A 24,001-nucleotide genomic window follows, 5' to 3' on the forward strand; every position below is an offset into this window, starting at 1 on the left:
TTCACCAATAGCCCGCCCCAAGGCATACTTGCCACCCTCCGTATTCCAGAACCCAGAACCGCCCCATGCGTATCCACGTCAGTTTCATCGACCGCGTCGGCATTACCCAGGAAGTCCTGGCGCTGCTCGGTGGGCGCAATCTCAATCTGGATGCGGTGGAGATGGTGCCGCCCAACGTCTACATCGATGCCCCGACCCTCAGCCCGCAGGTGCTGGACGAATTACGCGAGGCGCTGTTCAGCGTGCGGGGCGTGCAGGCGGTCACCGTGGTGGACATCCTGCCCGGCCAGCGTCGGCATTTGCAGCTCGACGCCCTGCTCGCGGCCATGACCGACCCGGTACTGGCCCTCGACAGCGCCGGCCACGTATTGCTGGCCAACCCGGCGTTGATCGCCCTGTACGGGCGTGAACCGGCCGGGGAAAGCGTTGCCGAGCTGTTCGGTGACGAAGCCCTGTTGGTCGCTCTGCTGGAGAATGGTTTCCGCCTGCCGCTGCGGGAAATCACCCTTAACGGCCAGACCTTACTGCTGGACGCCACGCCCATTACAAACGCCGGTGCGTTGCTGACCCTCTATCAGCCAAACCGCATCGGCGAACGCCTGTCGGCGCTGCACCACGACCACGCCGAAGGGTTTGACGCGTTGCTGGGCGAATCCCCGGCGATCCGCACCCTCAAGGCCCGGGCCCAGCGGGTAGCGGCGTTGGATGCACCGTTGCTGATCCAGGGCGAAACCGGCACGGGCAAAGAGCTGGTGGCCCGGGCCTGCCATGCCATCAGTGCCCGCCACGGCGCGCCGTTCCTGGCCCTGAACTGTGCGGCGCTGCCGGAGAATCTGGCCGAAAGTGAACTGTTCGGCTACGCCCCCGGCGCCTTCACCGGCGCGCAACGGGGTGGCAAGCCGGGGCTGATGGAACTGGCGAACCAGGGCACGGTATTTCTCGATGAAATCGGCGAGATGTCGCCCTACCTGCAAGCCAAGCTGCTGCGGTTCTTGAACGATGGCAGCTTCCGTCGGGTCGGCGGCGACCGGGAAATCAAGGTCAACGTGCGCATTCTTAGCGCGACCCACCGCAACCTGGAAAAAATGGTCAGCGAAGGTTCGTTCCGCGAAGACCTGTTCTATCGCCTGAACGTGCTCAACGTCGAAGTGCCGCCGCTGCGTGAGCGTGGCCAGGACATCTTGCTGCTGGCGCGCTACTTCATGCAGCAGGCCTGTGCGCAAATCCAGCGCCCGGTCTGCCGCTTGGCCCCCGGCACCTACCCGGCGCTGCTGGGCAACCGCTGGCCGGGCAATGTGCGGCAATTGCAGAACGTGATCTTCCGCGCCGCCGCCATTTGTGAAAGCAGCCTGGTGGACATTGGCGACCTGGACATTGCCGGCACGTCCGTGGCGCGCCAGGGTGACGTGGAAGTCGAGAGCCTTGAGCAAGCGGTGGAAGCCTTCGAAAAACACCTGCTCGAAAGCCTCTACGTCAACTACCCCTCGACCCGCCAGCTCGCCAGCCGCCTGCAAACCTCCCATACAGCGATTGCCCATCGATTGCGTAAATACGGGATTTCCGGCAAGCCGTAAGCACGCTGCTGCCCTCTGAGGGAGCGAGCCTGCTCGCGATAGCGATGTATCAGTCAATATCCGTGCTGGCTGACCCACCGCTATCGCGAGCAGGCTCGCTCCCACATTGGGACCTGCGGCGTATCTGGAACCTGGCTCAAAAACGACCTCCACCTGTACTGAAAGCGCTACAGCGGAACGATATCGATACACTTGGCGCTAAGCTGCGCCGCGCAAGGCTTTGATCCCACAACGATTTTTTCCAGGCGTATAGCTGTAGCGTTTTCGCTACAGCCCAATACAATCTGTGTTCGAAAAAACCAAATAAGCCATTGATATATAAGCATTTATTATCATTGGCCGCATTCTTGCTAAGGATATAACCATTCGGCCGGGCCAAGCCCCGCGCCTTTCTTCGCGTCCACCAGACGAATCTGGCCCCAGGAGTTTCCATGAGCGAGTTGCGTTTCACTGAAGATCACGAATGGCTGCGCACTGAAGCCGACGGCAGCGTTACCGTTGGTATTACCGCGTTTGCCCAGAACGCCTTGGGCGATGTGGTCTATGTTCAGTTACCGGAACTGCAAAGCTACGCCAAGGGTGACGAAGCCTCTACCGTGGAATCGGTGAAAGCCGCCAGCGGTGTGTACATGCCGCTGGACGGAGAAGTGCAGGAAGTGAACCCGGCCCTGGAAAGCAATCCGGAACTGGTCAACGAAGATCCGCTGGGCGAAGGCTGGTTTTTCCGATTCAAGCCCGCCGACGCCACCCAAGTTGACCAACTGCTGAATCAGGACGCCTATGACCGCCTGATCAAAGCCAACGCCGAAGCCTGAGGAGCGCAACATGACCGTTAATCTCGGCACCGCCAACGAATTCATCGCCCGCCACATCGGCCCGCGAGCCAGCGACGAGCAAGCCATGCTCGAGCGCCTGGGCTACGACTCCCTGGAAGCGTTGAGCGCCAGCGTCATTCCGGAAAGCATCAAGGGCACCAGCGTGCTGGACATGGGCGACGGCCAGAGCGAAGCCGATGCACTGGCCTCGATCAAGGCCATCGCCAGCAAGAACCAACTGTTCAAGACCTACATCGGCCAGGGCTACTACAACTGCCACACGCCAGCGCCGATCCTGCGCAACCTGCTGGAAAACCCGGCCTGGTACACCGCCTATACCCCCTACCAGCCGGAAATTTCCCAGGGCCGTCTCGAGGCACTGCTGAACTTCCAGACCTTGATCAGCGACCTGACCGGCCTGCCGATCGCCAACGCATCCTTGCTGGACGAAGCCACCGCCGCCGCCGAGGCCATGACCTTCTGCAAGCGCCTGAGCAAGAACAAGGGCAGCAATGCCTTCTTCGCTTCCCGCCATTGCCACCCGCAAACCCTCGATGTGCTGCGCACCCGTGCCGAGCCCTTGGGCATCGACGTGGTCGTGGGCGACGAACGCGAACTGACCGATGTCGGCAGTTTCTTCGGCGCGCTGTTGCAATACCCAGCCAGCAACGGTGACCTGTTCGATTACCGTGAACTGACCGAACGCTTCCATGCCGCCAACGCCCTGGTTGCTGTCGCCGCAGACCTGCTGGCCCTGACCCTGCTGACGGCACCGGGTGAGTTCGGCGCCGACGTGGCCATCGGCAGCGCCCAGCGCTTTGGCGTGCCATTGGGCTTTGGCGGCCCACACGCGGCGTATTTCTCTACCAAGGATGCCTTCAAGCGCGATATGCCGGGCCGCCTTGTGGGTGTTTCCGTGGACCGTTTCGGCAAGCCGGCCTTGCGCCTGGCGATGCAGACCCGCGAACAACACATCCGTCGCGAGAAAGCCACGAGCAACATTTGCACCGCCCAGGTCTTGCTGGCCAACATCGCCAGCATGTACGCCGTGTATCACGGCCCTAAAGGCCTGACTCAGATCGCCAACCGCATTCATCACCTCACCGCGATCCTCGCCAAGGGCTTGGGCGCCTTGGGTCTGGCTGTCGAGCAGGACAGCTTTTTCGACACCCTGACCCTGCACACCGGCGCGCAAACCGCTGCCCTGCACGACAAGGCGCGTGCCCAGCGCATCAACCTGCGCGTGGTGGACGCTGAACGCCTGGGCTTGTCCCTGGACGAAACCACCTGCCAGGCGGACGTCGAAACGCTGTGGAGCCTGTTGGCCGACGGCAAGGCCCTGCCGGACTTCGCCGCCCTGGCCGCCACCGTGCACAGCCGTATCCCGGCCGAGCTGGTGCGCCAGTCGGCGGTCCTCAGCCACCCGGTGTTCAACCGCTATCACTCCGAAACCGAGCTGATGCGCTACCTGCGCAAGCTCGCCGACAAGGACCTGGCCCTGGATCGCACCATGATCCCGCTGGGTTCCTGCACCATGAAACTCAACGCCGCCAGCGAAATGATCCCGGTGACCTGGGCCGAGTTCGGCGCCCTGCACCCGTTCGCCCCCGCCGAACAGAGCGCCGGCTACCAGCAACTGACCGACGAACTGGAAGCCATGCTCTGCGCTGCCACGGGTTACGACGCGGTGTCGTTGCAACCCAACGCCGGTTCCCAGGGTGAATACGCCGGTCTGCTGGCGATCCGCGCCTATCACCAGAGCCGTGGCGAAGACCGTCGCGATATCTGCCTGATCCCATCGTCAGCCCACGGCACCAACCCGGCCACCGCCAACATGGCCGGCATGCGTGTGGTCGTGACCGCCTGCGATGCTCGCGGCAACGTCGACATCGAAGACCTACGGGCCAAGGCCACCGAGCACCGCGAACACCTCGCGGCGCTGATGATCACCTACCCGTCCACCCACGGTGTGTTCGAAGAAGGCATCCGCGAAATCTGCGGGATCATTCATGACAACGGCGGCCAGGTGTACATCGACGGCGCCAACATGAACGCCATGGTCGGCCTCTGCGCCCCGGGCAAGTTCGGCGGCGACGTGTCGCACCTGAACCTGCACAAGACCTTTTGCATTCCTCACGGCGGTGGCGGCCCGGGTGTCGGCCCGATCGGCGTCAAGTCCCACCTGGCACCGTTCCTGCCGGGCCACGCCAACATGGCGCGCAAGGAAGGCGCGGTGTGCGCGGCGCCATTTGGCAGCGCAAGCATCCTGCCGATCACCTGGATGTACATCCGCATGATGGGCGGCGCGGGCCTCAAGCGTGCCTCGCAGTTGGCAATCCTCAACGCCAACTACATTGCCCACCGTCTGGAAGAGCATTACCCGGTGCTCTACTCCGGCAGCAACGGCCTGGTGGCCCACGAATGCATCCTCGACCTGCGCCCGCTCAAGGACAGCAGCGGCATCAGCGTCGATGACGTGGCCAAGCGCCTGATCGACTTCGGCTTCCACGCCCCGACCATGTCGTTCCCAGTGGCCGGTACGCTGATGATCGAGCCGACCGAAAGCGAATCCAAGGAAGAACTGGACCGCTTCTGCGACGCCATGATCTGCATCCGCGAAGAAATCCGCGCGGTGGAAAACGGCAGCCTGGACAAAGACGACAACCCACTGAAAAACGCCCCCCACACCGCCGCGGAAATCGTCGGCGAGTGGACCCACCCCTATAGCCGCGAACAAGCGGTGTACCCGGTGGCGTCGTTGATCGACGGCAAATACTGGCCGCCGGTGGGCCGGGTCGACAACGTGTTCGGCGACCGCAACCTGGTCTGCGCCTGCCCGTCGATCGAAAGCTACGCTTGACCTGAGCGGAGGGCGATCTACCAGCCCTCCGAATCCTCTGTGGGAGCGAGCCTGCTCGCGATAGCGGCGTAACAGCCAATAGAGATGTTGCCTGACACTCCGCTATCGCGAGCAGGCTCGCTCCCACAAGGATCTATGCCAGACCTTAAACCGTCGATCCTCATAAAAAGAAACCGGAGAAACACCATGTCGTTAAGCGTGTTCGACCTGTTCAAAATCGGCATCGGCCCCTCCAGTTCCCACACGGTCGGCCCGATGCGTGCCGCTGCCCGTTTCGTCGAAGGGCTGCGTCGTGATGACCTGCTCAACACCACCGCCAGCGTCAAGGTCGAGCTCTACGGCTCACTCGGCGCCACCGGCAAAGGCCACGGCAGTGACAAGGCCGTGCTGCTGGGTCTGGAAGGCGAACACCCGGATACCGTGGACACTGAAACGGTCGACGCCCGCTTGCGAGAGATTCGCAGCAACGGGCGCCTGAACCTGCTGGGTGAACACTGCATTGAATTCAACGAAAAACTGCACCTGGCGATGATTCGCAAGCCGCTGCCTTTTCATCCCAACGGCATGATCTTCCGCGCCTTCGATGCGGCGGGCCTGCAGGTGCGCAGCCGCGAGTATTACTCGGTAGGCGGTGGTTTTGTCGTCGACGAAAGCGCTGCCGGCGCCGACCGTATCGTCGAAGATGCTACCCCCCTGACCTTCCCGTTCAAAAGCGCCAAGGACTTGTTGAGCCACTGCACCACCTATGGCTTGTCCATCAGCCAGGTGATGCTGACCAACGAAAGTGCCTGGCGCCCCGAAGCCGAAACCCGCGCCGGCCTGCTGAAGATCTGGCAGGTGATGCAGGATTGCGTGGCGGCCGGCTGCCGCAACGAAGGCATCCTGCCGGGCGGGCTGAAGGTCAAGCGCCGGGCGGCGGCGCTGCACCGTCAGTTGTGCAAGAACCCGGAAGCTGCCCTGCGCGACCCGCTGTCGGTGCTGGACTGGGTCAACCTGTATGCCCTGGCCGTCAACGAAGAAAACGCCTACGGCGGCCGCGTCGTCACCGCGCCGACCAACGGCGCGGCGGGAATCATCCCGGCCGTACTGCATTACTACATGCGCTTCATCCCTGGGGCCAATGAAGACGGCGTGGTGCGGTTCCTGCTGACCGCCGCCGCCATCGGCATCCTGTACAAGGAAAACGCCTCCATCTCCGGCGCCGAAGTCGGTTGCCAGGGTGAAGTCGGCGTGGCCTGTTCCATGGCCGCCGGCGCCCTGTGCGAAGTGCTCGGCGGCAGCGTGCAGCAAGTGGAAAACGCCGCCGAGATCGGCATGGAACACAACCTCGGCCTGACCTGCGACCCCATCGGCGGCCTGGTGCAAGTGCCGTGCATCGAGCGCAACGCCATGGGCTCCGTGAAAGCCATCAATGCGGTGCGCATGGCCATGCGCGGCGACGGGCATCACTTCGTTTCCCTCGACAAAGTCATCCGCACCATGCGCCAGACCGGCGCCGACATGAAAAGCAAATACAAGGAGACCGCCCGCGGCGGTCTGGCGGTCAACATCATCGAATGCTGATGCGCTTGCCTCACTTCTACATTTTTTCCAGGAGCTGATATGTCCACCGAACCATTGCTGAAGACCCCGTTGCACGCCCTGCACCTCGAACTCGGCGCCCGCATGGTGCCGTTCGCCGGCTATGACATGCCGGTGCAATACCCATTGGGCGTGATGAAAGAACATCAGCACACCCGCGATCAGGCCGGGCTGTTCGACGTGTCCCACATGGGCCAGATCCGCCTGAGCGGCGCAAACGCCGCCAAAGCCTTGGAAACCCTGGTGCCGGTGGACATCATCGACCTGCCGGTGGGCATGCAGCGCTATGCCATGTTCACCAACGAAAACGGCGGCATCCTCGACGACCTGATGGTCGCCAACCTGGGCAACGACGAGCTGTTCCTAGTGGTCAACGCGGCCTGCAAGGAGCAGGACCTGGCCCACCTGCGCGCCCATATCGGCGACCAGTGCAGCATCGAGCCACTGTTCGAAGCCCGCGCCCTGCTCGCCCTGCAAGGCCCGGCCGCCGTCACCGTGCTTGCACGACTGGCGCCAGACGTGGCAAAGATGACCTTCATGCAGTTCCAGCGCGTCACGCTGCTGGGTATGGACTGCTTTGTCAGCCGTTCGGGCTACACCGGTGAAGACGGTTTCGAGATCTCGGTGCCCGCCGCCGAGGCCGAAAAACTGGCCCGCGCCCTACTGGCCGAACCGGAAGTGGCCGCCATCGGTCTGGGCGCTCGCGACTCCCTGCGCCTGGAAGCCGGCCTGTGCCTTTATGGCCACGACATGAACACTGAAACGACCCCGATCGAAGCCAGCCTGCTGTGGGCGATCTCTAAAGCCCGCCGCGCCGATGGCGCCAGGGCCGGTGGTTTCCCGGGCGCTGAAACCGTGTTCGCCCAGCAACAGGGCGGCGTGAAGCGCAAACGCGTCGGCCTGCTGCCCCAGGAACGCACACCCGTGCGCGAAGGTGCAGAGATCGTCGACGAAGCGGGCGAGATTATCGGTACGGTGTGCAGCGGCGGTTTCGGCCCGACCCTGGGCGCTCCGTTGGCGATGGGTTACCTGGACAGCGCCTATGTCGCACTGGATACGCCAGTCTGGGCCATCGTGCGTGGGAAAAAAGTGCCTTTGCTTGTAAGCAAAATGCCATTTGTTCCACAACGCTACTACCGCGGTTGATTGACTGTTTCTATACGTAACGCGGTTGCGTTATACGTGCACTAATGTGTAACGCAACCGCCATAAAAAGGTGCATCTACTCGATATTGAAATTGCACCTATAACGTTGAAAACAATTGAACTAGCCTATCGAATAAGCCCCAGCCCGCAGCCCCTGTAAATACGAGAATGCTGAGCAAATACGGGGCTTTCAGAGGGGGTTGTTTTTTTGTTCATAGTTGGCGTAGAGTTTGGTCACTGTGTTTGCATGGGTCGCTTGGAACCGTGACCTGGGCAGTAGCCTATGAAGTTCGCTACATCCCGCTCGACGTCTCTTACTTTCCTGCAACCCAGCCCCAGTACTCTTTCATGTGAGAGAGGCTGTCATTAATTTAGCGTCAAGGAAATAAGAAAATGTCTGATCGTCAGAGCGGTACCGTCAAGTGGTTCAACGACGAAAAAGGTTTTGGTTTTATCACTCCTGAAAACGGTCCGGATCTGTTCGTGCACTTCCGCGCCATCCAGGGCACCGGCTTCAAAAGCCTGAAGGAAGGCCAGAAAGTCACTTTCGTCGCAGTGCAGGGCCAAAAAGGCATGCAGGCCGACCAAGTGGAACCCCTCCCATAGGTTGTAGCTTTTGCGCATTAAAAAAGCCCCTGATTGATATCAGGGGCTTTTTTATGGGCGTAAATCCGTAAAATGGCCTCTTTTTCGTCCGAGGCCGTCATGCCCAAACACCTGCTCATCCCCCAAGGCGAGTTCCCTCCCGCCACCCTGGGCCGTCGCCTGGCCGCGATGTTCTATGACTTTTTGCTGTGCACAGCCCTGCTGATCGTCACTGGCGGCGTCTACAAGATGATTCAGATGGCGATCATCGGCGAAGAAAAAATGCGCGCCCTCACCGACGCCGGCGCACTGGACGGCGACCCGCTACTGTCCACCGTGCTGCTTTTCGTGCTGTTCGGCTTCTTCGCCAAGTTCTGGACCCACAACGGCCAGACCTTGGGCATGCAGGTGTGGTGCATTCGCGTGCAGAACGCCGATGGCACGGCGATCAGCCTGTGGCAGGCCCTGTTGCGATTTGTCGTGTCGATCGCCTCATTGCTGCTGGCGGGACTGGGCTTCATCTGGTCGCTGTTAGACAAGCGCAAGCGCACCTGGCATGACCTCTACTCGGATACGCAGCTGGTGCGAATTCCCAAGAAAAAGAAATAGGTCGCAAGCTGCAAGCTTTGGACTTGCAGCTTGCAACTTGGAGCTACCTTCAGGCATTGCCCGCCAGCTTCATCCGCGCCGCCTGGGTGAAGTCCAGCATGCGCTTGAGCGGGCGAATGGCCTGGGGGATCAGCGCCGGGTCGACGAATATCTCGTTGGTGCCTTCCTGCAGGCTCTTGAGCGTGCGCTCCAGGGTATTCATCGCCATCCACGGGCAGTGCGCGCAACTGCGGCATGCCGCGCCGTTGCCGGCGGTGGGGGCTTCGATGAAGACCTTGTCGGGGCACAACTGCTGCATCTTGTAGAAGATGCCACGGTCAGTGGCGACAATCAGCGTTTTGTTCGGCAGGCTTTGGGCCGCGGCGATCAACTGGCTGGTGGAGCCCACCGCATCGGCCAGTTCAATCACCGAAGTTGGCGACTCGGGGTGCACCAGGATTGCGGCGTCCGGGTACAGCGCCTTCATGTCCTCCAACTGCTTGGACTTGAACTCTTCGTGAACGATGCAGGCGCCGTCCCAGAGCAGCATGTCGGCGCCGGTCTTGCGCTGGATATAAGTGCCCAGGTGCTTGTCGGGGCCCCAGATGATCGTCTCGCCGTTGTCCATCAGGCTCTCGACGATTTCCAGTGCGCAACTGGACGTCACCACCCAGTCGGCCCGGGCTTTGACCGCTGCCGACGTGTTGGCGTACACCACCACGGTGCGTTCCGGATGCTGGTCGCAGAACGCCGAGAACTCCTCCACCGGGCAACCCAGGTCCAGGGAGCACGTGGCTTCCAGGGTCGGCATCAATACGCGTTTTTCGGGGTTGAGGATCTTGGCGGTCTCGCCCATGAACTTGACCCCGGCCACCACCACGGTCTTGGCCGGATGGGCGTTGCCGAAGCGGGCCATTTCCAGGGAGTCGGACACACAGCCCCCGGTCTCTTCGGCCAGGGCCTGGATGATCGGGTCGCAGTAGAAGTGCGCGACCAGCACCGCATCCTGAGCCTTGAGCTCGGCGGCGATGGCGGCGCGGTACCAGGCCTCTTGCTCGGCGGTCAGCGGCTTGGGCTGTTTGGCGTCGAGATGGGCCTGAACCAGAAGGCGTTCGGAAATTTGCGTCATGTTCGCAAGACCTGCAGGCGCGTTTTGCGCGAAAGTCGAGTATACACCCGGCTCCGGACCACTCGGGTACCGCCGGGAAAGTGGGTATCAATCAGGCACGGTATAGCGTGAAGCCGGCAAGGCTACAGAATAACCCGCCGTTGCAAAAGATCATTCTGACCTGTGCCCTGTGGCCAGCGCTCTATCTGTGGGAGCAAGGCTTGCCCGCGAAGCTGGCGCCTCGATTTCTGAAAAACCGCATGGCCTTCATCGCGAGCAAGCCTTGCTCCCATAGCCGCGTCAACCTGACTGAAATGTAATCACTTCGCGTTCCCGCCTGTGTCATCTTTCTTTCAACCCTGCACACGGACGCCCCTGTGCTCGCTGCAAATCGACTGACGGACTTCAAACGGCATGCAATCAAATACTTCCCGGCGAACCTTCGTAAAAGGCCTGACTGCCGGCGGCATCCTGGCTGGCCTGGGCTTGTGGCGCGCGCCCGTCTGGGCGGTCACCAGCCCCGGCCAACCCAATGTACTGACGGGCACCGAATTCGACCTGTTCATCGGCGAAAGCCCGGTCAACTTCACCGGCAATCCGCGCACCGCCCAGACCATCAACGGCGGCATCCCCGGCCCGCTGCTGCGCTGGCGTGAGGGTGACACCGTGACCCTGCGGGTGCGCAACCGTTTGAAAGATCCAACCTCCATCCACTGGCACGGCATTCTGCTGCCGGCCAACATGGACGGCGTGCCGGGGTTGAGCTTCAAGGGCATCGAGCCCGATGGCATGTACGTCTATCAATTCAAGGTCCGGCAAAACGGTACTTACTGGTACCACAGTCATTCCGGCTTCCAGGAACAGTCCGGGGTCTACGGCCCACTGGTGATCGACGCCAAGGAGCCCGAGCCCTTCCAGTACGAGCGCGACTACGTGGTGATGCTCACCGACTGGACCGACGAAGACCCCGCCGATGTCATCCGCAAGCTCAAGAAGCAATCGGACTACTACAACTACAACAAACGCACCGTCGGTGATTTCATTGACGATGTCGGCAAGAACGGCTGGGCCGCCACCGTGGCCGATCGCAAGATGTGGGCCGAAATGAAGATGAACCCCACCGACCTGGCCGACATCAGTGGCGCCACCTACACCTACCTCATGAACGGCCAGACGCCGGACATGAACTGGACCGGTCTGTTCAAACCCGGCGAACGCCTTCGCCTGCGCTTGATCAATGGCTCCTCCATGACCTATTTCGACGTGCGCATCCCCGGCCTGAAAATGACCGTGGTGGCGTCCGATGGACAGTACGTCAAACCGGTGAGCGTCGATGAGCTGCGCATCGCCGTGGCCGAAACCTATGACGTTATCGTCGAGCCAAGCGAAGAAGCCTATACGCTGTTTGCCCAATCGATGGATCGCACCGGCTACGCCTGCGGCACCCTGGCGACCCGTTCCGGTCTTTCGGCAACGGTGCCGCCGCTGGATCCACGGCCACTGGTCACCATGGACGACATGGGCATGGGTGGTATGGATCACGGCTCGATGCAGGGCATGGCGGGCATGGATCACAGTCAAATGGCGGGGATGGACCACGGCTCCATGCAAGGCATGGACGACGGGCTGTCCCATCCAGACTCCGAAAAAGACAATCCGCTGGTGGACATGCAGGCCATGAGCGTCAGCCCCAAGCTCGACGACCCGGGCATGGGCCTGCGCAACAACGGTCGCAAGGTCCTCACCTACTCGGACCTGCGCAGCACGTTCCCCGACCCCGACGGGCGTGAACCGGGCCGCACCCTTGAACTGCACCTGACCGGCCACATGGAGAAATTCAGCTGGTCGTTCAACGGCGTGAAGTTCTCCGATGCCGCACCGCTGCTGCTCAAGTACGGCGAGCGCCTGCGCATCGTGCTGATCAACGACACCATGATGACTCACCCCATCCACCTGCACGGTATGTGGAGCGATCTGGAGGACGAGAATGGCCAGTTCATGGTGCGTAAACACACCATCGATGTGCCGCCGGGCTCCAAACGCAGTTACCGGGTCACCGCCGACGCCCTCGGACGCTGGGCATATCACTGCCACTTGCTGTTCCACATGGAGATGGGGATGTTCCGTGAAGTTCGGGTGCAGGAATGAGGAGCCGACCATGACCACTATTTTTCACTACCCCCTGGCACTTTTTGCCAGCCTCACCCTGGGCGCCACTGGCTCGGCCTGGGCCGCGAGCGATGCCATGCAAGGCATGGATCACAGCCAGATGCAGGGGATGGACCATAGCCAGATGCAAGGCATGGACTCGATGCAGGGTATGGAACCGATGCAATCGGCCCCCACCAGCAGCCGCACGCCGATTCCCGAGCTGACCGACGCCGACCGCGCCGCCGTCTACGAAGACCATGGCGGCCATGCCGTGCATGACAGCGCCATCCATTCATTCTTGCTCATCGACCAATTGGAATGGCAAGACGCCGATGATGGCAGTGCCCTGAGCTGGGACGCCTCGGGCTGGATCGGCGGCGACATCGATCGCTTGTGGCTGCGCTCCGAAGGCGAACGCACCAACGGCAAGACCGAGGAAGCCGAACTCCAGGCCCTGTGGGGGCATGCCGTCAGCCCCTGGTGGGACGTGGTCGCCGGCGTGCGCCAGGATTTCAAGCCGGGCGACCCGCAAACCTGGGCCGCCTTCGGTGTACAGGGCATGGCGCTGTATAACTTTGAAGCCGAGGCCACCGCGTTCATCGGCGAAGGCGGTCAGAGTGCGGTGCGCCTGGAAGGCGACTACGACATCCTGCTGACCAATCGTCTGATCCTGCAACCCACCGCCGAAGCCAACTTTTACGGCAAGAACGATCCCGATCGCGGTGTCGGCTCCGGGCTGTCGGACACTGAAGTGGGTGTGCGGCTGCGCTACGAAATCCGCCGTGAGTTCGCCCCTTATATCGGCGTCACTTGGAACCGCGTCTACGGCAACACTGCCGACTACGCCCGGGAAGAGAACGAAGACCGCAGCGAGGCACGCCTGGTGCTGGGCGTGCGCATGTGGTTCTAAGGGTGCATGTCATCTCAATCAACCAAAAAAACTAGAAACCTGAGCTGTAGGAGTCCTTGCATGTCATTTATCAGAACCGCTGTAGTCACCGTCGCGCTGTCCACAGGTCTGTTAATCAGTGGCCTGGCCCAAGCGCACCCAAAGCTGCTTTCCTCCACGCCCGCCGAAGGTGCTGAAGGTGCGGCGCCGGCAAAGATCGAACTGCATTTTTCCGAGAACCTGATGACCAAGTTCTCCGGCGCCAAGCTGGTCATGACCGGGATGCCCGGCATGTCGGCGCACTCGCCCATGCCCATGAAGGCCAAGGTCTCCGGCAGCGATGACCCCAAAACCATGGTCATTACCCCGAACGCTCCGCTCACCACCGGCACCTACCAGGTCCAGTGGCGCGCGGTGTCGTCCGATACTCACCCGATCACTGGCAATGTCACGTTCAAGGTGAAGTGACTTGAGCGCCTCGATCAACATTGACCTGCTCAACATTGTTCTGCGCTTTGCCCTGTACCTGGATCTGATGGTGTTGTTCGGCCTGGCCGCGTTCGGTCTGTATAGCTTGCGCGGTCCAGAGCGGATCTCGGGCGTGGTGGTGCACTTCAAAGCACTTGTGCTGACCACAGCGCTGTTTGGCGTGCTGTTGTCGGTGGCCGCCATGCTGTGCATGGCCTGGGCCATGAGCGGCGTCACCGACTGGAACGAGCTGCTGCCGCACATTGAAATGATGGTGTTCGAAACCGACGTGGGTTTGAGCTGGCGTGTTCGGATCGCGGCGCTGTTGCTGGCGGCAATAGCGGTGGCCCTGAACCACCCGGCACCGACCGCCAGCTTGTGGCTGGTCACCCTCAGCGGTGCCGTGGCCCTGGCGACACTGGCCTGGGCCGGGCATGGCGCCATGGACGAAGGCCTGCGCCGTAACTGGCACTTCATCACCGATTTTCTGCACCTGTGGGCGGCGGGCGGCTGGGTGGGCGCCCTGACTGCGTTTGCCCTGCTACTTCGCCGTGCTGAACACCGGCTGCCGGTCCTGGCGCGAACCCTGACCGGGTTTGAAACAGCCGGGGCGGTGATTGTGGTGGTGATCTGTGTGACAGGGGTGGTGAACTATCTGTTCATCGTCGGTCCTCGCGTCGACGGGCTGCTGGATAGCACCTATGGTCAATTGCTGGCGCTGAAAGTCGTGTTGTTCGCGGCGATGCTGGTGTTTGCCGCGCTGAATCGTTTTCATCTGAGCCCGTTGCTGGAACAGGCTCGGCAGACCGGGGAGCACAGCGTGGCGGTCAATGCCCTGCGGCGCAGCATGGCTCTGGAGTTGTCCGTGGCGGTGGTAATACTGGCGTTGGTGGCATGGCTCGGGACGTTGAGTCCGGCGATGGAATAGCACGACTGACTCCGCTGAACAGGGGTTTGGAGTGCACCTGATTTTTAAATACCCCCCACCAGATTTCAGTTTGCCCCACCCCTCACATCCCAGCCTAAATGGAGCTTTATCCAGCAAGGCTCTGTTATGGAAAACGTTCGAACTTCAAGCACCCACGCCGTCTGGCTGATGGTCAGCGTGGTGTTGGTGGCACTGAACCTGCGCCCCTCTATGGCGGCTGTCGGGCCATTGTTATCAGCCATTCGCGGCGAGGTGCCGCTGAGTTTCAGCACCGCTTCGTTACTGACCATGTTGCCGGTCATGGCCATGGGTCTGGCGATGTTCTTGGGCATGCGCATTGCCCTGCGCATCGGTGAGCACCGCACCATCGTGCTGTCGCTGCTGATCATCGGCATCGCCACGGCATCGCGCCTGTACCTGGACAGCGCCGTCGAGCTGATTATCAGCGCGGTGCTGGCGGGGATCGGTATCGCCCTGATCCAAGCCGTGATGCCGGCACTGATCAAATCGCGCTTCGCCGACAATGTCTCGTTGTTCATGGGCCTGTACGTCACGTCCATCATGGGCGGCGCGGCGATTGCGGCGTCGTTTTCACCGTTCGTCCTGGCGCAGACCGGCAGCTGGCGTATCGGCCTGGCGATCTGGGCACTGCTGGCGCTGATCGCCCTGGGCTGCTGGTACGCCCAGCGCGCGGCCGTCACGCCCTTGCCCGCAGCCCCGGCACAGCGCCAGGAATCGTTTTTCAGCAACTCGCGGGCCTGGCTGCTGGCGATCTTCTTCGGCCTCGGCACCGCCTCCTACACCTGCGTGCTGGCGTGGCTGGCGCCGTATTACGTGGAGAAAGGCTGGAGCGAACAGCACGCCGGCCTGCTGCTGGGGTTCCTCACCGCGATGGAAGTATTGTCCGGCCTCGTCACCCCGGCGATTGCCAACCGCAGCCAGGATAAGCGCCTGGTCCTGGCGGTTTTGCTGGCCCTGATCATCGCGGGGTTCTGCGGCCTGATCCTCAGCCCGGACCGCTTCAGCCTGTTGTGGCCTTGCCTGCTGGGGCTGGGCATTGGCGGTCTGTTCCCAATGAGCCTGATCGTGTCCCTCGATCACTTGGACAACCCACGTCGGGCCGGTGGTCTGACGGCCTTCGTGCAAGGTATCGGTTACCTGATCGCCGGGCTCTCGCCGTTGATTGCCGGGATGATCCGCGATCAGTTGGGCAGCTTCGAATGGGCCTGGTGGTCGCTCACCGCGGTCATGGCGCTGATGATCGTGATGGTCCTGCGCTTCAATCCCAAACACTACGCGCGACATATCAGCTAGTGACGTCAAAGGGCTGCAGTTGACTGCGGCCCTGTTTTTCACACTCACCATGACAGCCGGCCGATTTGTCCCTCATGACGTTCCGGTATTTGAAAGCAGGAATAGAACCTTGATGAAAAACGTCGGTTTCGCAGCCGCTCACTGGGGCATGCTCATCTGGGCAATCCTGATCGCAGCGTCGTTCTTTGCCGCGGCGCAGGTCAGTCAGTCAATCGATCCGATCCTGCTCACCGGTTTGCGACTGCTGTTTTCCGCCCTGATGTTCCTGCCGCTGTTGCTGCTGAAAAACACCTCGCCGGTCTCCGGCAAAGGCCTGCTGGCCCATGCCGTACTTGGCCTGTTGCTGGCAACGTACTTCGGTTCGTTGTTCGAAGCGTTGCGCTACACCTCGGCGGTCAATACCGCGACGCTGTACACGCTGGTGCCGTTGATGACCTTGTTGTTCGAGGTATTTCTGCTGCCCAACCCAAGCCTCAAGACCCGCCTGCTGCCGATGTCGACCGCAGCGATCGGCGCAGTGTTGCTGACCCTCAAGGGGTCGGCTCCGGGACAATTGCCGGCGCTCTATCCCGTGCTGGTTTTCGGCGCCGGTTGCCTGGCGATGGCGCTGTATTCCCCCCTCAGCCAACGGTTCAAGGTCCGCGCGCTGAAAGGCCGCGACCCGGTGACGATGACGTTCTGGAACATGCTGTTCGGGGCGCTGTTTCTGCTGGTGTTTTGCCTGTTCAGCGGCGGCTGGCGCAGCGCTCTGCAGTTGTCGACGCTGGATATCGGCTGGCTGATGTACCTGGCCGTGTTCGGCACCCTCGCCACTTTCTGGCTGTTGCACCGGGCAATTGGGGTAATCGCGCCGTCCACGGTGGTTTCCTATGTCTACCTCAGCACCCTGTTCGTGACCGTACTGCACTGGTTCTGGCTCAGGCAGCAACCGCTGATGATCGAGATCCTCGGTGCTGCCCTGGTGGGTATCGGCATGCTGGCACTGGTGCTCAGCAGCCGAAACACCAGAACCGTCACGGCTTGAGGGCGGTCAGTACGTCGATGCCGGACGGGGCGTAACCGGACTCCAGCGCTCCAGCTCACGCTCCAGGAAAGCAGCCACTGCCAACAACCGTTCTTCCTGCCAATGAGGCCCGACAATCTGGATGCCGATGGGCATCCCGGTAGTCGGGTCCGTTCCGGCGCGGATCACTACTGCCGGGGAACCGCTGAGGCTGAACGGGAACACGAAGGCATACCGGTCGCGATCCTCCAGGGACTCCCCGTGACGGAACGCGACGTCCGGAAATACCGGGCAGATGAACAGGTCATGCTGCTTGAAGAATTTCGCCAACTCATAGCGAAACGTATCGATCATGATCCAGTCGCGTTTGACCTCATCCACGGTCAACTCCACCGCCTCGCTCATGTCCAGCAATTGAGCGATGGCCGGGGTAAAACGTCGCTTGTTCATGGACTCGAACAATTGCCGCCAACCGCGACCGGCGTCAGCGCCGGTGATGAACACCCGCCACAGCACATCACAGGCCTCATCGAGCATCGGCGGCGCGACCGTGCTCACCTCGGCCACCACCGGACCCAGGCATCGTTCGACGTGCTGCAATACCTGGCTCACCGCCGCGCTGACCGGCGGGCGGCTCGACGCCGAGAACAGCGCCACCCGCAGGTTGGCCAGCGGCTCGCTGGCGGTGAACGGTACATCGACGGTGTCCGGATCTTGCCCATCGGCACCGCTGATCAATTGGCCGAGCAGCGCCAGGTCATCGACATAGCGGCCCATCACGCCAAAGGCCGAGGTCATGTGGAACAGCCCGGAACGGTCATTGGGAAACTGGCCGGTCAGCGGCACCCGCCCCTGGGTCAGTTTCAAGCCGCAGATGCCATTGAAGTGCGCCGGTATCCGCACACTGCCACATGCATCGGACGCCAGCCCGGCCGGGGAACACCCGGCAGCGATCGCCGCTGCCTCACCGCCGCTGCTGCCGCCGGCGGAGCGTTGCAAGTCGTGGGGGTTCAGGGTCCGGCCGTAGACCAGGTTTTCGGTTTCGAAGGCCATGCACAGCTCAGGCACATTGCTGATGCCCAGAATGATCGCCCCGGCCTGTCGAAGCCGGGCAACGGCCGTTGCGTCCTGCTCGCTGGGTTCGCCCAACAGCTCCCCCAGCCCTCGGGACATCTTGAAACCACGCACATGCAGGACATCCTTGATGGTGATGGGAATGCCATGCAGCGGGCCACTGATCTGGCCAACGCGCGCCATCTCGTCAGCCTCGCGAGCCTGGCGCCGCAGTTCCTCGACTGGCGCCAGCTGGATCAGTGCGTTGATGTGCCGGTTACGCTCAGCGATGCGTTGCAGGTAAAACTCCAGCAACGTGACACTGGTCAGCACGCCACGGCGCAGCAGACCGGCCATTTCCCGCAGGGTCAGCGTATCGGGGTTGAACAGGCTCATGACGCCTCCTTGCTGCGCAGCCACTTGTTGGGCAATAGATACATGTTGCGCACCACCAGGGAAAACGCTTTCACCGCCAGCGCCGGGCGCCGATCGATGGCTTGCAGGGACTCTTCGATCATCGCCAGGACATGCTGCAAGGCTTCGGGCGTGATATTCAGCGGCGGATAGAAACGCAACACCGGGCGTTCGGCCTTTTCATTCATGGAATGCCCGGCGTGGACGCCACGCTTGCCCAGCTCCATGCTCATCAGCGCCTCATAGACCGAACCACGCAGGCGCAGGCCCGTCATCAGGCCGACGCCCGGCACATCCTCGATGATGTGCGGATAACGCAAGGCCAGTCGTTGCAGACCGTGGCGCAGCAACCCACCGTTGGCCCGCGACAGCTCCACCAAGTTGTGTTGCTCGATGTAGTCGATGGCCGCGAGCGCCGAGGCACACGCTAGCGGATGCCCGCCATTGGTTCGCGTGTCGGGCTCGATTTCGCTGAGTGGATACTGGGTGGCCAGGCGCCGGCTGTACATGGCGCAAGCGAACGAGGTGTAGCCGCCGGTCAGGCCCTTGGAGAGGATCATGATGTCAGGCACCACGTCGTCATATTGCACGGCGAACCATTTGCCGCAACGGCCGAAACCGGTCTGGATTTCATCCGCCACCAGCAGCGTGCCCGTGGCGTCGCACAAGGCTCGAAGGTTGGCCATGTAGCCCACCGGAGGCACTTGTAGATGAGCGCCGCCCAGAATCGGCTCGACGTACACCGCACAGACACCCTCGCCCACCGCCTTTTGCAGGGCGGCGAAATCGCCGTAGGGAACACAGGTCACTTCGGGGCAAGCGATACCATAACTGCTGTGGTGCTGTTGCTGGCCCAGAATGCTCATCGCCGCCAAAGTCTTGCCATGATAAGAGCCGCTCATCACGACGATCCTGCGCCGCTGGGGCTGGATCCGCAGCACATAACGCAGGCTCTGCTCGACGGCCTCGGCACCCGAGACCATGAATTGCACGTCGCCCCATTCTCCCGGCACCAGTTGGCAAAGCCGCTCGGACAGCTTGTCTTGAAGCGGATGGCGCCGGCCTTCCGGGACCCAGGCCAACTGATTCAATTGCGCCTGCACCTGCTCACGCACCGTCGGGTTGCGATGCCCGACGATAAACACCCCGTAGCTGCACGCGCAGTCAATGAAGCGCTTGCCGGTGTGATCGGTGACATGGATGCCATCGGTCTGCTGTTCTACGCTGGTCTTGCCCAGGCGATACAGCTTGGCCGCCGATGCGCTCCAGTGCCGCTGGCAATCATCCAGCAGTTGTTCATGCGGCCTTAGTAAGGACATGGCTTAGCGTCTCCTTGATGAGGTGGGCGGCACGTTGAATCTGTTCGGGGCGTGCAGTGATCGGGCAGCGCAAGATCAATTCGCGGCCCCGGGGTGGGCTGATATAAACGCCTTGCTGGTAAAGCGCTTCGCACAGCAGGGACGGTTGCAGATCATCGGCCAGCGGCAGACTGACCCAGCCACCCACGGCCACCGCTCCGAATGGCGCCAGGGTTTGCACCAGCCGCTGACCGTTCTCCAGACAATGCAGAGGCGAGTCGTGGGCCTGCACATAATCCAGGGCTGCCAGGGCCGCTACACACGCCATCGGATTACCAGCGGTGGTGCTGCCGTGTTTGGCCGGACTGCTGCGCCCATAGACCTGCCAGGCCATGCGCTCGCTGCAGGTATAGGTGCCGATGGGAATCGCGCTGCCCCCCAAGGGGCCCCCAAGCACGACAATGTCCGGGACAGGACGATAACGCTGGAAACCGAACAGCGTCCCCAAGCTACCGAGGCAACTGTGGGTGTCGACCGCGATGACCGGCGCGCCAGCCTGTGCTGCGCGGGCATGCAATTGCTCGAGCAGTGCAGGATCGAGCAGTTGCAATCGGCCGCTGGCATCCACGCGGGTGTTGCTGTGGCACACCGCGAAACAATCGCTCCAGTCCACCGTGTCCAGGTCAGCGAGATGCCGAATCGCCACTCGCTTGAACCCTAGAAAACTCTGCACGGCCAGATCATCTTGCGCGGCGCTGAGGCAACGTCCGTAGGTCAGCGCGCCATAATCACCCCCCTGGATGAACACGATGGTGTTGCCCTTGGGCTTGAGGCCCTTACACAACTTCAATGCGCCCTCGAACGCCTCATCCCCGGAGCTGCACACATAAGAGTTGACGAGCGGCGCAGGCAGCAGCTCGGCCAGGCGTCGGCACAAGGCAATAAGCGGTTGGGACATCAGCACCCGGTTGGATAACCCCATGATGTCCGCTTGGCGACTGACCGCCTCGATCACCGGCGGCACCTGGAAACCGAACCCGCCGCTCAGGTCGATAATCTGCCGGCCATCGCCATCGAGATAACTCTCGTACTGTCCGCTGACAATGTATTTGTTGTTGTTCGTCATGATGAGTCTCAGCGATAGCTCAAGGCGTTGAAGATGCGTCGACGTTCGTCGACGATGGTTTCACGACCGTGCATGACCCGACGGTTGTCGATCATCACCACGTCGTGATCGCGCCAGCCAACCGGGTAGGTGTACTGGGCGGACACTTCGGCAATTTCCCGCAGAAACCCGGCAGGAATCGGCTGCCCATCCACGGTGTCGATCACCGGAGCTTCGTAGTTGAAGGAAGGTCCCAGGATGCTGTTGGCAAAGGCCGGACGCTGGCTGAACGCGGACGTGAGGATCGCCGGAGTGCTGAAGGCGTAGTGAATGGAGTCATCGGCCGGGTTGAAGGAAATAGCCGTCTGCGGGTCCTCCCCAATGATTTGCCACAGGTCCTCGATTTCGACGGCCGCCGGGTCCGACAATGCTGGCGAATAGTGGCAAACCAAGCGACGCCACTTTTCCCCCGCAACGGTACGGCTGTAGCGGATAGGGTTTTCTTCAAAAAAACTTCGGCAGGCTGGAGACAGTTTCGCCAACACCTTCTCACCGTCACACAACGTCGTTTGCGACCCCTTGCGTGGTGCTTCCTGACAATAGAACCAGGTCATGTCCGGCCAGAACGGCGAGTTACCGTTTTCGCAGTGCAGGCCAACCGCCTGATGTCCCGCGTCCACCAACTGTGCCGCGCCGCCCACCATGACGCGGGCCGGATCCAGGCTCAGCCGCGAACTGTTTTGTTTGACGTAGGCGCTGAAATCTTCGGCGCTGTGGATACAGTTACGAAACAGCACGACCCCGTAATGGCCCAGCAGCTCATACAGCTCGCTCTTGCCCAGGCTGGCGAAGTGGTGCGACTCGACGATAGAGATGTCCGCGGTTTCAAAGTGAAAGGCAGGCGTGGTCATTGGATGCAGTCCCTTGCAGAGTGGAAAAAACAGTGGCGATGTCGGCGCGTTTTGGCCGGCCGGTAACGGTGTAAAGCTGCTCGATCAACGGGTCGTCTTGGGTCAACAACCAGAGTCGGCTGGGTCTTTCGATGTCGGAAAAACGCCGGGCGGACCAGGCCACCAGCTCATCGCGCGCGGGGGCCGACTCGACACACAGCAACGCCACCAGGCCATGGCGCTCATCGAAAAACACTGCTGCATCGTTGACGCCGGGGTATTTGCGATACTCCAGCTCAACCTGTTCGGGGCTGACGTTGCGCCCGTTGGGCAGGCAGATCACGTTCTTCTTGCGCCCGTGCACATAGAGGTAGCCATCGTCGTCCAGCATGCCCAGGTCTCCAGTGTCCATCCAGCCATCGGCGGACATGGAGCAGGCGCTAGGGTCAGTGCCGGAATAGCCACTGAACAGTGAGCTGCTCTTGACCTCAATGGTCTGGTCGGCGCCAATACGCACCTGGACATGGGGCAAGGGTTTGCCCACGCTGCCCAGGCGCTGCTGTTCGAAGGTGTTCATGCTGACCACCGAGGCGTTCTCGGACAGGCCGTAGCCTTGGTACACAGCAATGCCCCGTTCTTCCAGTCCGCGCAGTACATCGATGCTGACCGCCGCACCGCCACAGGTAATATGCGCACCCGATTGCAGATAGCGCGCCAGTCTCTCGCCCTGCTCGCCGCCCTCGTCCATTTGTTCCAGGAAGCGGTTGACCATCACCGGCGGCACTGTCAGGGCCGTTGGCTGGACCTGCAGGATCCACTCGACCAGACGCTGTGGCGAAGCCCCAGGCTCGCCGAGCAATGCTTCGTTCGGTGGCAAGAAATGCACGGTTCCGCCCGCCAGCAACGGTAGATAGGCGGCAGTCACCTGTTCGAGCAGCAAACTCAAGGGCACCAGCGACAGATAACGGCGATGAGCATCGGCGGGCATACGTTGACGCAGCGATGCCAGCACGGCGCCGACCGCCTGGGTACTCAACTGCACGCCCTTCGGGCGACTGGTCGTGCCCGAGGTGTGAATGATTTTGCAGATCCAGTCTTCATCACCGTCAGCCGTATGCAACAAAGGCTGTTCGATGACCGGCTCGCTGATGTGGCGCAAACGGCTTTCAGGGAAATTCAACTTCCATCGCTGCGCCAGTGTCCGCTGCCCGGCGGCATCCACTACAAACCCGTCGCAACGCTCGGCCAGGTGCTCCGCCTGAGCCTGGCTGAAAGCCAATGGCAACGGTAACGCGGTAATCCCGGCAAACAGGCAAGCAAGATCGGCCACCAGCCAGTCGCTGCTGTTACGCGTGGCAATTCCCAAAACCACATGATCGCCATGGGCCGGGCTGGGAAAACGCCGTTGCAGTTCGGCGGCTAGATTGAGGGCACGATGTTCCAGCTCGCCATAGGTCAATGCCACCGGCTCGCCGCCCGACGCCGACCAGTCCACCGCGCAGACAGCCTGGCGATTGTCTTGCAACGCGCTTTGCAAGTGATGGATAAATCCGCCGCTCATGGCTGCGCCCTCGCCAGTGAATCGCCAGGCAGTTGGGTGAACGAGGTATTGAGCGTCATGGCCGCGAAACGCGAGCGCTGCGGGTCTACCCGGATGAACCCGGTGACCGGCAATTTGGAGTAATAAGTCCCCCAGTTCTTGCCACCCTCCTCGCCCAGGCGCGCAGGGTCTGCTGTCAGCAGCGGCTCGAAATCGATTTGGCAACTTTCCATCATTTGCCGAACGCGGGGCGTCACCGTACACAACAAGTAATGCCCACCCATGCACCAGGACAACAGGGGAATCATGTTGACCAGAATCATGCCGGCCGTCAGGTGATGGGAGATCAAATTGCCGATCTCGACAATGTTTGAGCGGTCGATCGTTTTCTCCAGGCGCTGGGACAAAATCACTTCTATCGGTTGCGCCAGGTATTGCTCGGAAAACAGTGTGCGGTGGTCCGCGAATGTAATACCGGCACAGGCAAGAATACGGTCTGACGGATCCTGGGTGACCGCAAAGTATTGTGGATTCGGTTCAACCGACGCCGAATAAGAACGGCGAAATTTCTCTTTCACTACTTCAGTGGCTTGCACCCATAACGGTGTCTTAGTTTCTGCGACGCGAATTTGCATATCGTCCTCCTCCGTCCTTGTGCAGGATTTCTATAAAAAGCGAGGCGAGCATATTT

20 protein-coding genes are annotated in these 24,001 nt (G+C 61.5%); 13 read left to right on the forward strand and 7 right to left on the reverse strand.

What is annotated here, in order from left to right:
* The first annotated feature begins 65 nt into the window (after nt 1–65).
* The 7 genes from QOM08_RS22085 to QOM08_RS22115 all read left to right on the forward strand — a co-directional run bounded on the left by QOM08_RS22085 (nt 66) and on the right by QOM08_RS22115 (nt 9,170).
* Nucleotides 66–1,574, forward strand: coding sequence for a sigma-54-dependent transcriptional regulator (locus QOM08_RS22085; RefSeq protein WP_047227043.1), 1,509 nt, complete (start codon nt 66–68; stop codon nt 1,572–1,574).
* A gap of 431 nt (nt 1,575–2,005) precedes the next feature.
* Nucleotides 2,006–2,389, forward strand: coding sequence for a glycine cleavage system protein GcvH (gene gcvH / locus QOM08_RS22090; protein WP_139049293.1), 384 nt, complete (start codon nt 2,006–2,008; stop codon nt 2,387–2,389).
* Between the two features lie 10 nt (nt 2,390–2,399).
* Entirely contained in the window at nt 2,400–5,249 is a 2,850-nt protein-coding gene (gene gcvP, locus QOM08_RS22095) for an aminomethyl-transferring glycine dehydrogenase (protein ID WP_316912129.1), read from the forward strand.
* Between the two features lie 186 nt (nt 5,250–5,435).
* Nucleotides 5,436–6,812, forward strand: coding sequence for an L-serine ammonia-lyase (locus QOM08_RS22100; RefSeq protein ID WP_047227046.1), 1,377 nt, complete (start codon nt 5,436–5,438; stop codon nt 6,810–6,812).
* Between the two features lie 39 nt (nt 6,813–6,851).
* A complete protein-coding gene (gene gcvT, locus QOM08_RS22105; RefSeq protein ID WP_139049290.1) occupies nt 6,852–7,976 on the forward strand; it encodes a glycine cleavage system aminomethyltransferase GcvT in 1,125 nt (374 codons plus the stop codon).
* 393 nt (nt 7,977–8,369) lie between these two features.
* A complete protein-coding gene (locus QOM08_RS22110; RefSeq protein ID WP_139049289.1) occupies nt 8,370–8,582 on the forward strand; it encodes a cold-shock protein in 213 nt (70 codons plus the stop codon).
* Nucleotides 8,583–8,681: 99 nt separating this feature from the next.
* Complete coding sequence (locus QOM08_RS22115) at nt 8,682–9,170, forward strand: RDD family protein (RefSeq protein ID WP_316912130.1); 489 nt, start codon at nt 8,682–8,684, stop codon at nt 9,168–9,170.
* Nucleotides 9,171–9,219: 49 nt separating this feature from the next.
* On the opposite strand, the gene nadA is transcribed toward QOM08_RS22115, so the two are convergent.
* Complete coding sequence (gene nadA / locus QOM08_RS22120) at nt 9,220–10,278, reverse strand: quinolinate synthase NadA (RefSeq protein ID WP_047227049.1); 1,059 nt, start codon at nt 10,276–10,278, stop codon at nt 9,220–9,222.
* 393 nt (nt 10,279–10,671) lie between these two features.
* Between nadA and QOM08_RS22125 the strand changes: the two genes are divergently transcribed.
* From QOM08_RS22125 to QOM08_RS22150, 6 genes are all read left to right on the forward strand, one after another.
* Nucleotides 10,672–12,405 carry a copper resistance system multicopper oxidase gene (locus QOM08_RS22125; RefSeq protein WP_188252007.1) on the forward strand — a complete coding sequence of 578 codons (1,734 nt, stop codon included), beginning with the start codon at nt 10,672–10,674 and terminating at the stop codon, nt 12,403–12,405.
* A gap of 10 nt (nt 12,406–12,415) precedes the next feature.
* Complete coding sequence (locus QOM08_RS22130) at nt 12,416–13,318, forward strand: copper resistance protein B (RefSeq protein ID WP_188252008.1); 903 nt, start codon at nt 12,416–12,418, stop codon at nt 13,316–13,318.
* A 60-nt stretch (nt 13,319–13,378) separates the two neighbouring features.
* Nucleotides 13,379–13,765 (forward strand): copper homeostasis periplasmic binding protein CopC, encoded by a 387-nt coding sequence (copC, locus tag QOM08_RS22135; protein WP_047227052.1) that lies wholly within the window; start codon nt 13,379–13,381, stop codon nt 13,763–13,765.
* Between the two features lies 1 nt (nt 13,766).
* Nucleotides 13,767–14,693 carry a copper homeostasis membrane protein CopD gene (gene copD / locus QOM08_RS22140; protein ID WP_316912131.1) on the forward strand — a complete coding sequence of 309 codons (927 nt, stop codon included), beginning with the start codon at nt 13,767–13,769 and terminating at the stop codon, nt 14,691–14,693.
* Between the two features lie 126 nt (nt 14,694–14,819).
* Nucleotides 14,820–16,007 carry a cyanate transporter gene (locus QOM08_RS22145; protein WP_047227053.1) on the forward strand — a complete coding sequence of 396 codons (1,188 nt, stop codon included), beginning with the start codon at nt 14,820–14,822 and terminating at the stop codon, nt 16,005–16,007.
* 112 nt (nt 16,008–16,119) lie between these two features.
* Nucleotides 16,120–17,031, forward strand: coding sequence for a DMT family transporter (locus QOM08_RS22150; protein WP_047227054.1), 912 nt, complete (start codon nt 16,120–16,122; stop codon nt 17,029–17,031).
* Between the two features lie 6 nt (nt 17,032–17,037).
* Here the strand turns inward: QOM08_RS22150 and QOM08_RS22155 are convergent, their stop codons facing one another.
* From QOM08_RS22155 to QOM08_RS22180, 6 genes are read right to left on the reverse strand one after another with little or no spacing between them, the layout of a single operon-like run.
* On the reverse strand, nt 17,038–18,459 hold the full coding sequence (locus tag QOM08_RS22155) for an amidase (RefSeq protein ID WP_177513902.1): 1,422 nt from the start codon (nt 18,457–18,459) through the stop codon (nt 17,038–17,040).
* Entirely contained in the window at nt 18,456–19,796 is a 1,341-nt protein-coding gene (locus tag QOM08_RS22160; RefSeq protein WP_076383700.1) for an aspartate aminotransferase family protein, read from the reverse strand. Before QOM08_RS22160 ends, QOM08_RS22155 begins: the two co-directional genes overlap by 4 nt.
* The gene (locus tag QOM08_RS22165; RefSeq protein ID WP_316912133.1) at nt 19,774–20,901 is read right to left on the reverse strand and encodes an aminotransferase class III-fold pyridoxal phosphate-dependent enzyme; all 1,128 of its coding nucleotides are present in this window, start codon (nt 20,899–20,901) and stop codon (nt 19,774–19,776) included. Before QOM08_RS22165 ends, QOM08_RS22160 begins: the two co-directional genes overlap by 23 nt.
* Nucleotides 20,902–20,909: 8 nt before the next feature.
* A complete protein-coding gene (locus QOM08_RS22170; protein ID WP_316912134.1) occupies nt 20,910–21,791 on the reverse strand; it encodes a TauD/TfdA family dioxygenase in 882 nt (293 codons plus the stop codon).
* Nucleotides 21,766–23,331, reverse strand: a complete 1,566-nt coding sequence (locus QOM08_RS22175; protein WP_316912135.1) for an AMP-binding protein — start codon at nt 23,329–23,331, stop codon at nt 21,766–21,768. Before QOM08_RS22175 ends, QOM08_RS22170 begins: the two co-directional genes overlap by 26 nt.
* On the reverse strand, nt 23,328–23,945 hold the full coding sequence (locus tag QOM08_RS22180; protein WP_047227059.1) for a thermostable hemolysin: 618 nt from the start codon (nt 23,943–23,945) through the stop codon (nt 23,328–23,330). The genes QOM08_RS22175 and QOM08_RS22180 overlap by 4 nt, the downstream gene beginning before the upstream one ends.
* Nucleotides 23,946–24,001: the final 56 nt, after the last annotated feature.

The sequence above is a fragment of the Pseudomonas sp. P105 genome (genome assembly GCF_032614175.1).
Classification (GTDB): Bacteria; Pseudomonadota; Gammaproteobacteria; order Pseudomonadales; family Pseudomonadaceae; genus Aquipseudomonas; species Aquipseudomonas rhizophila.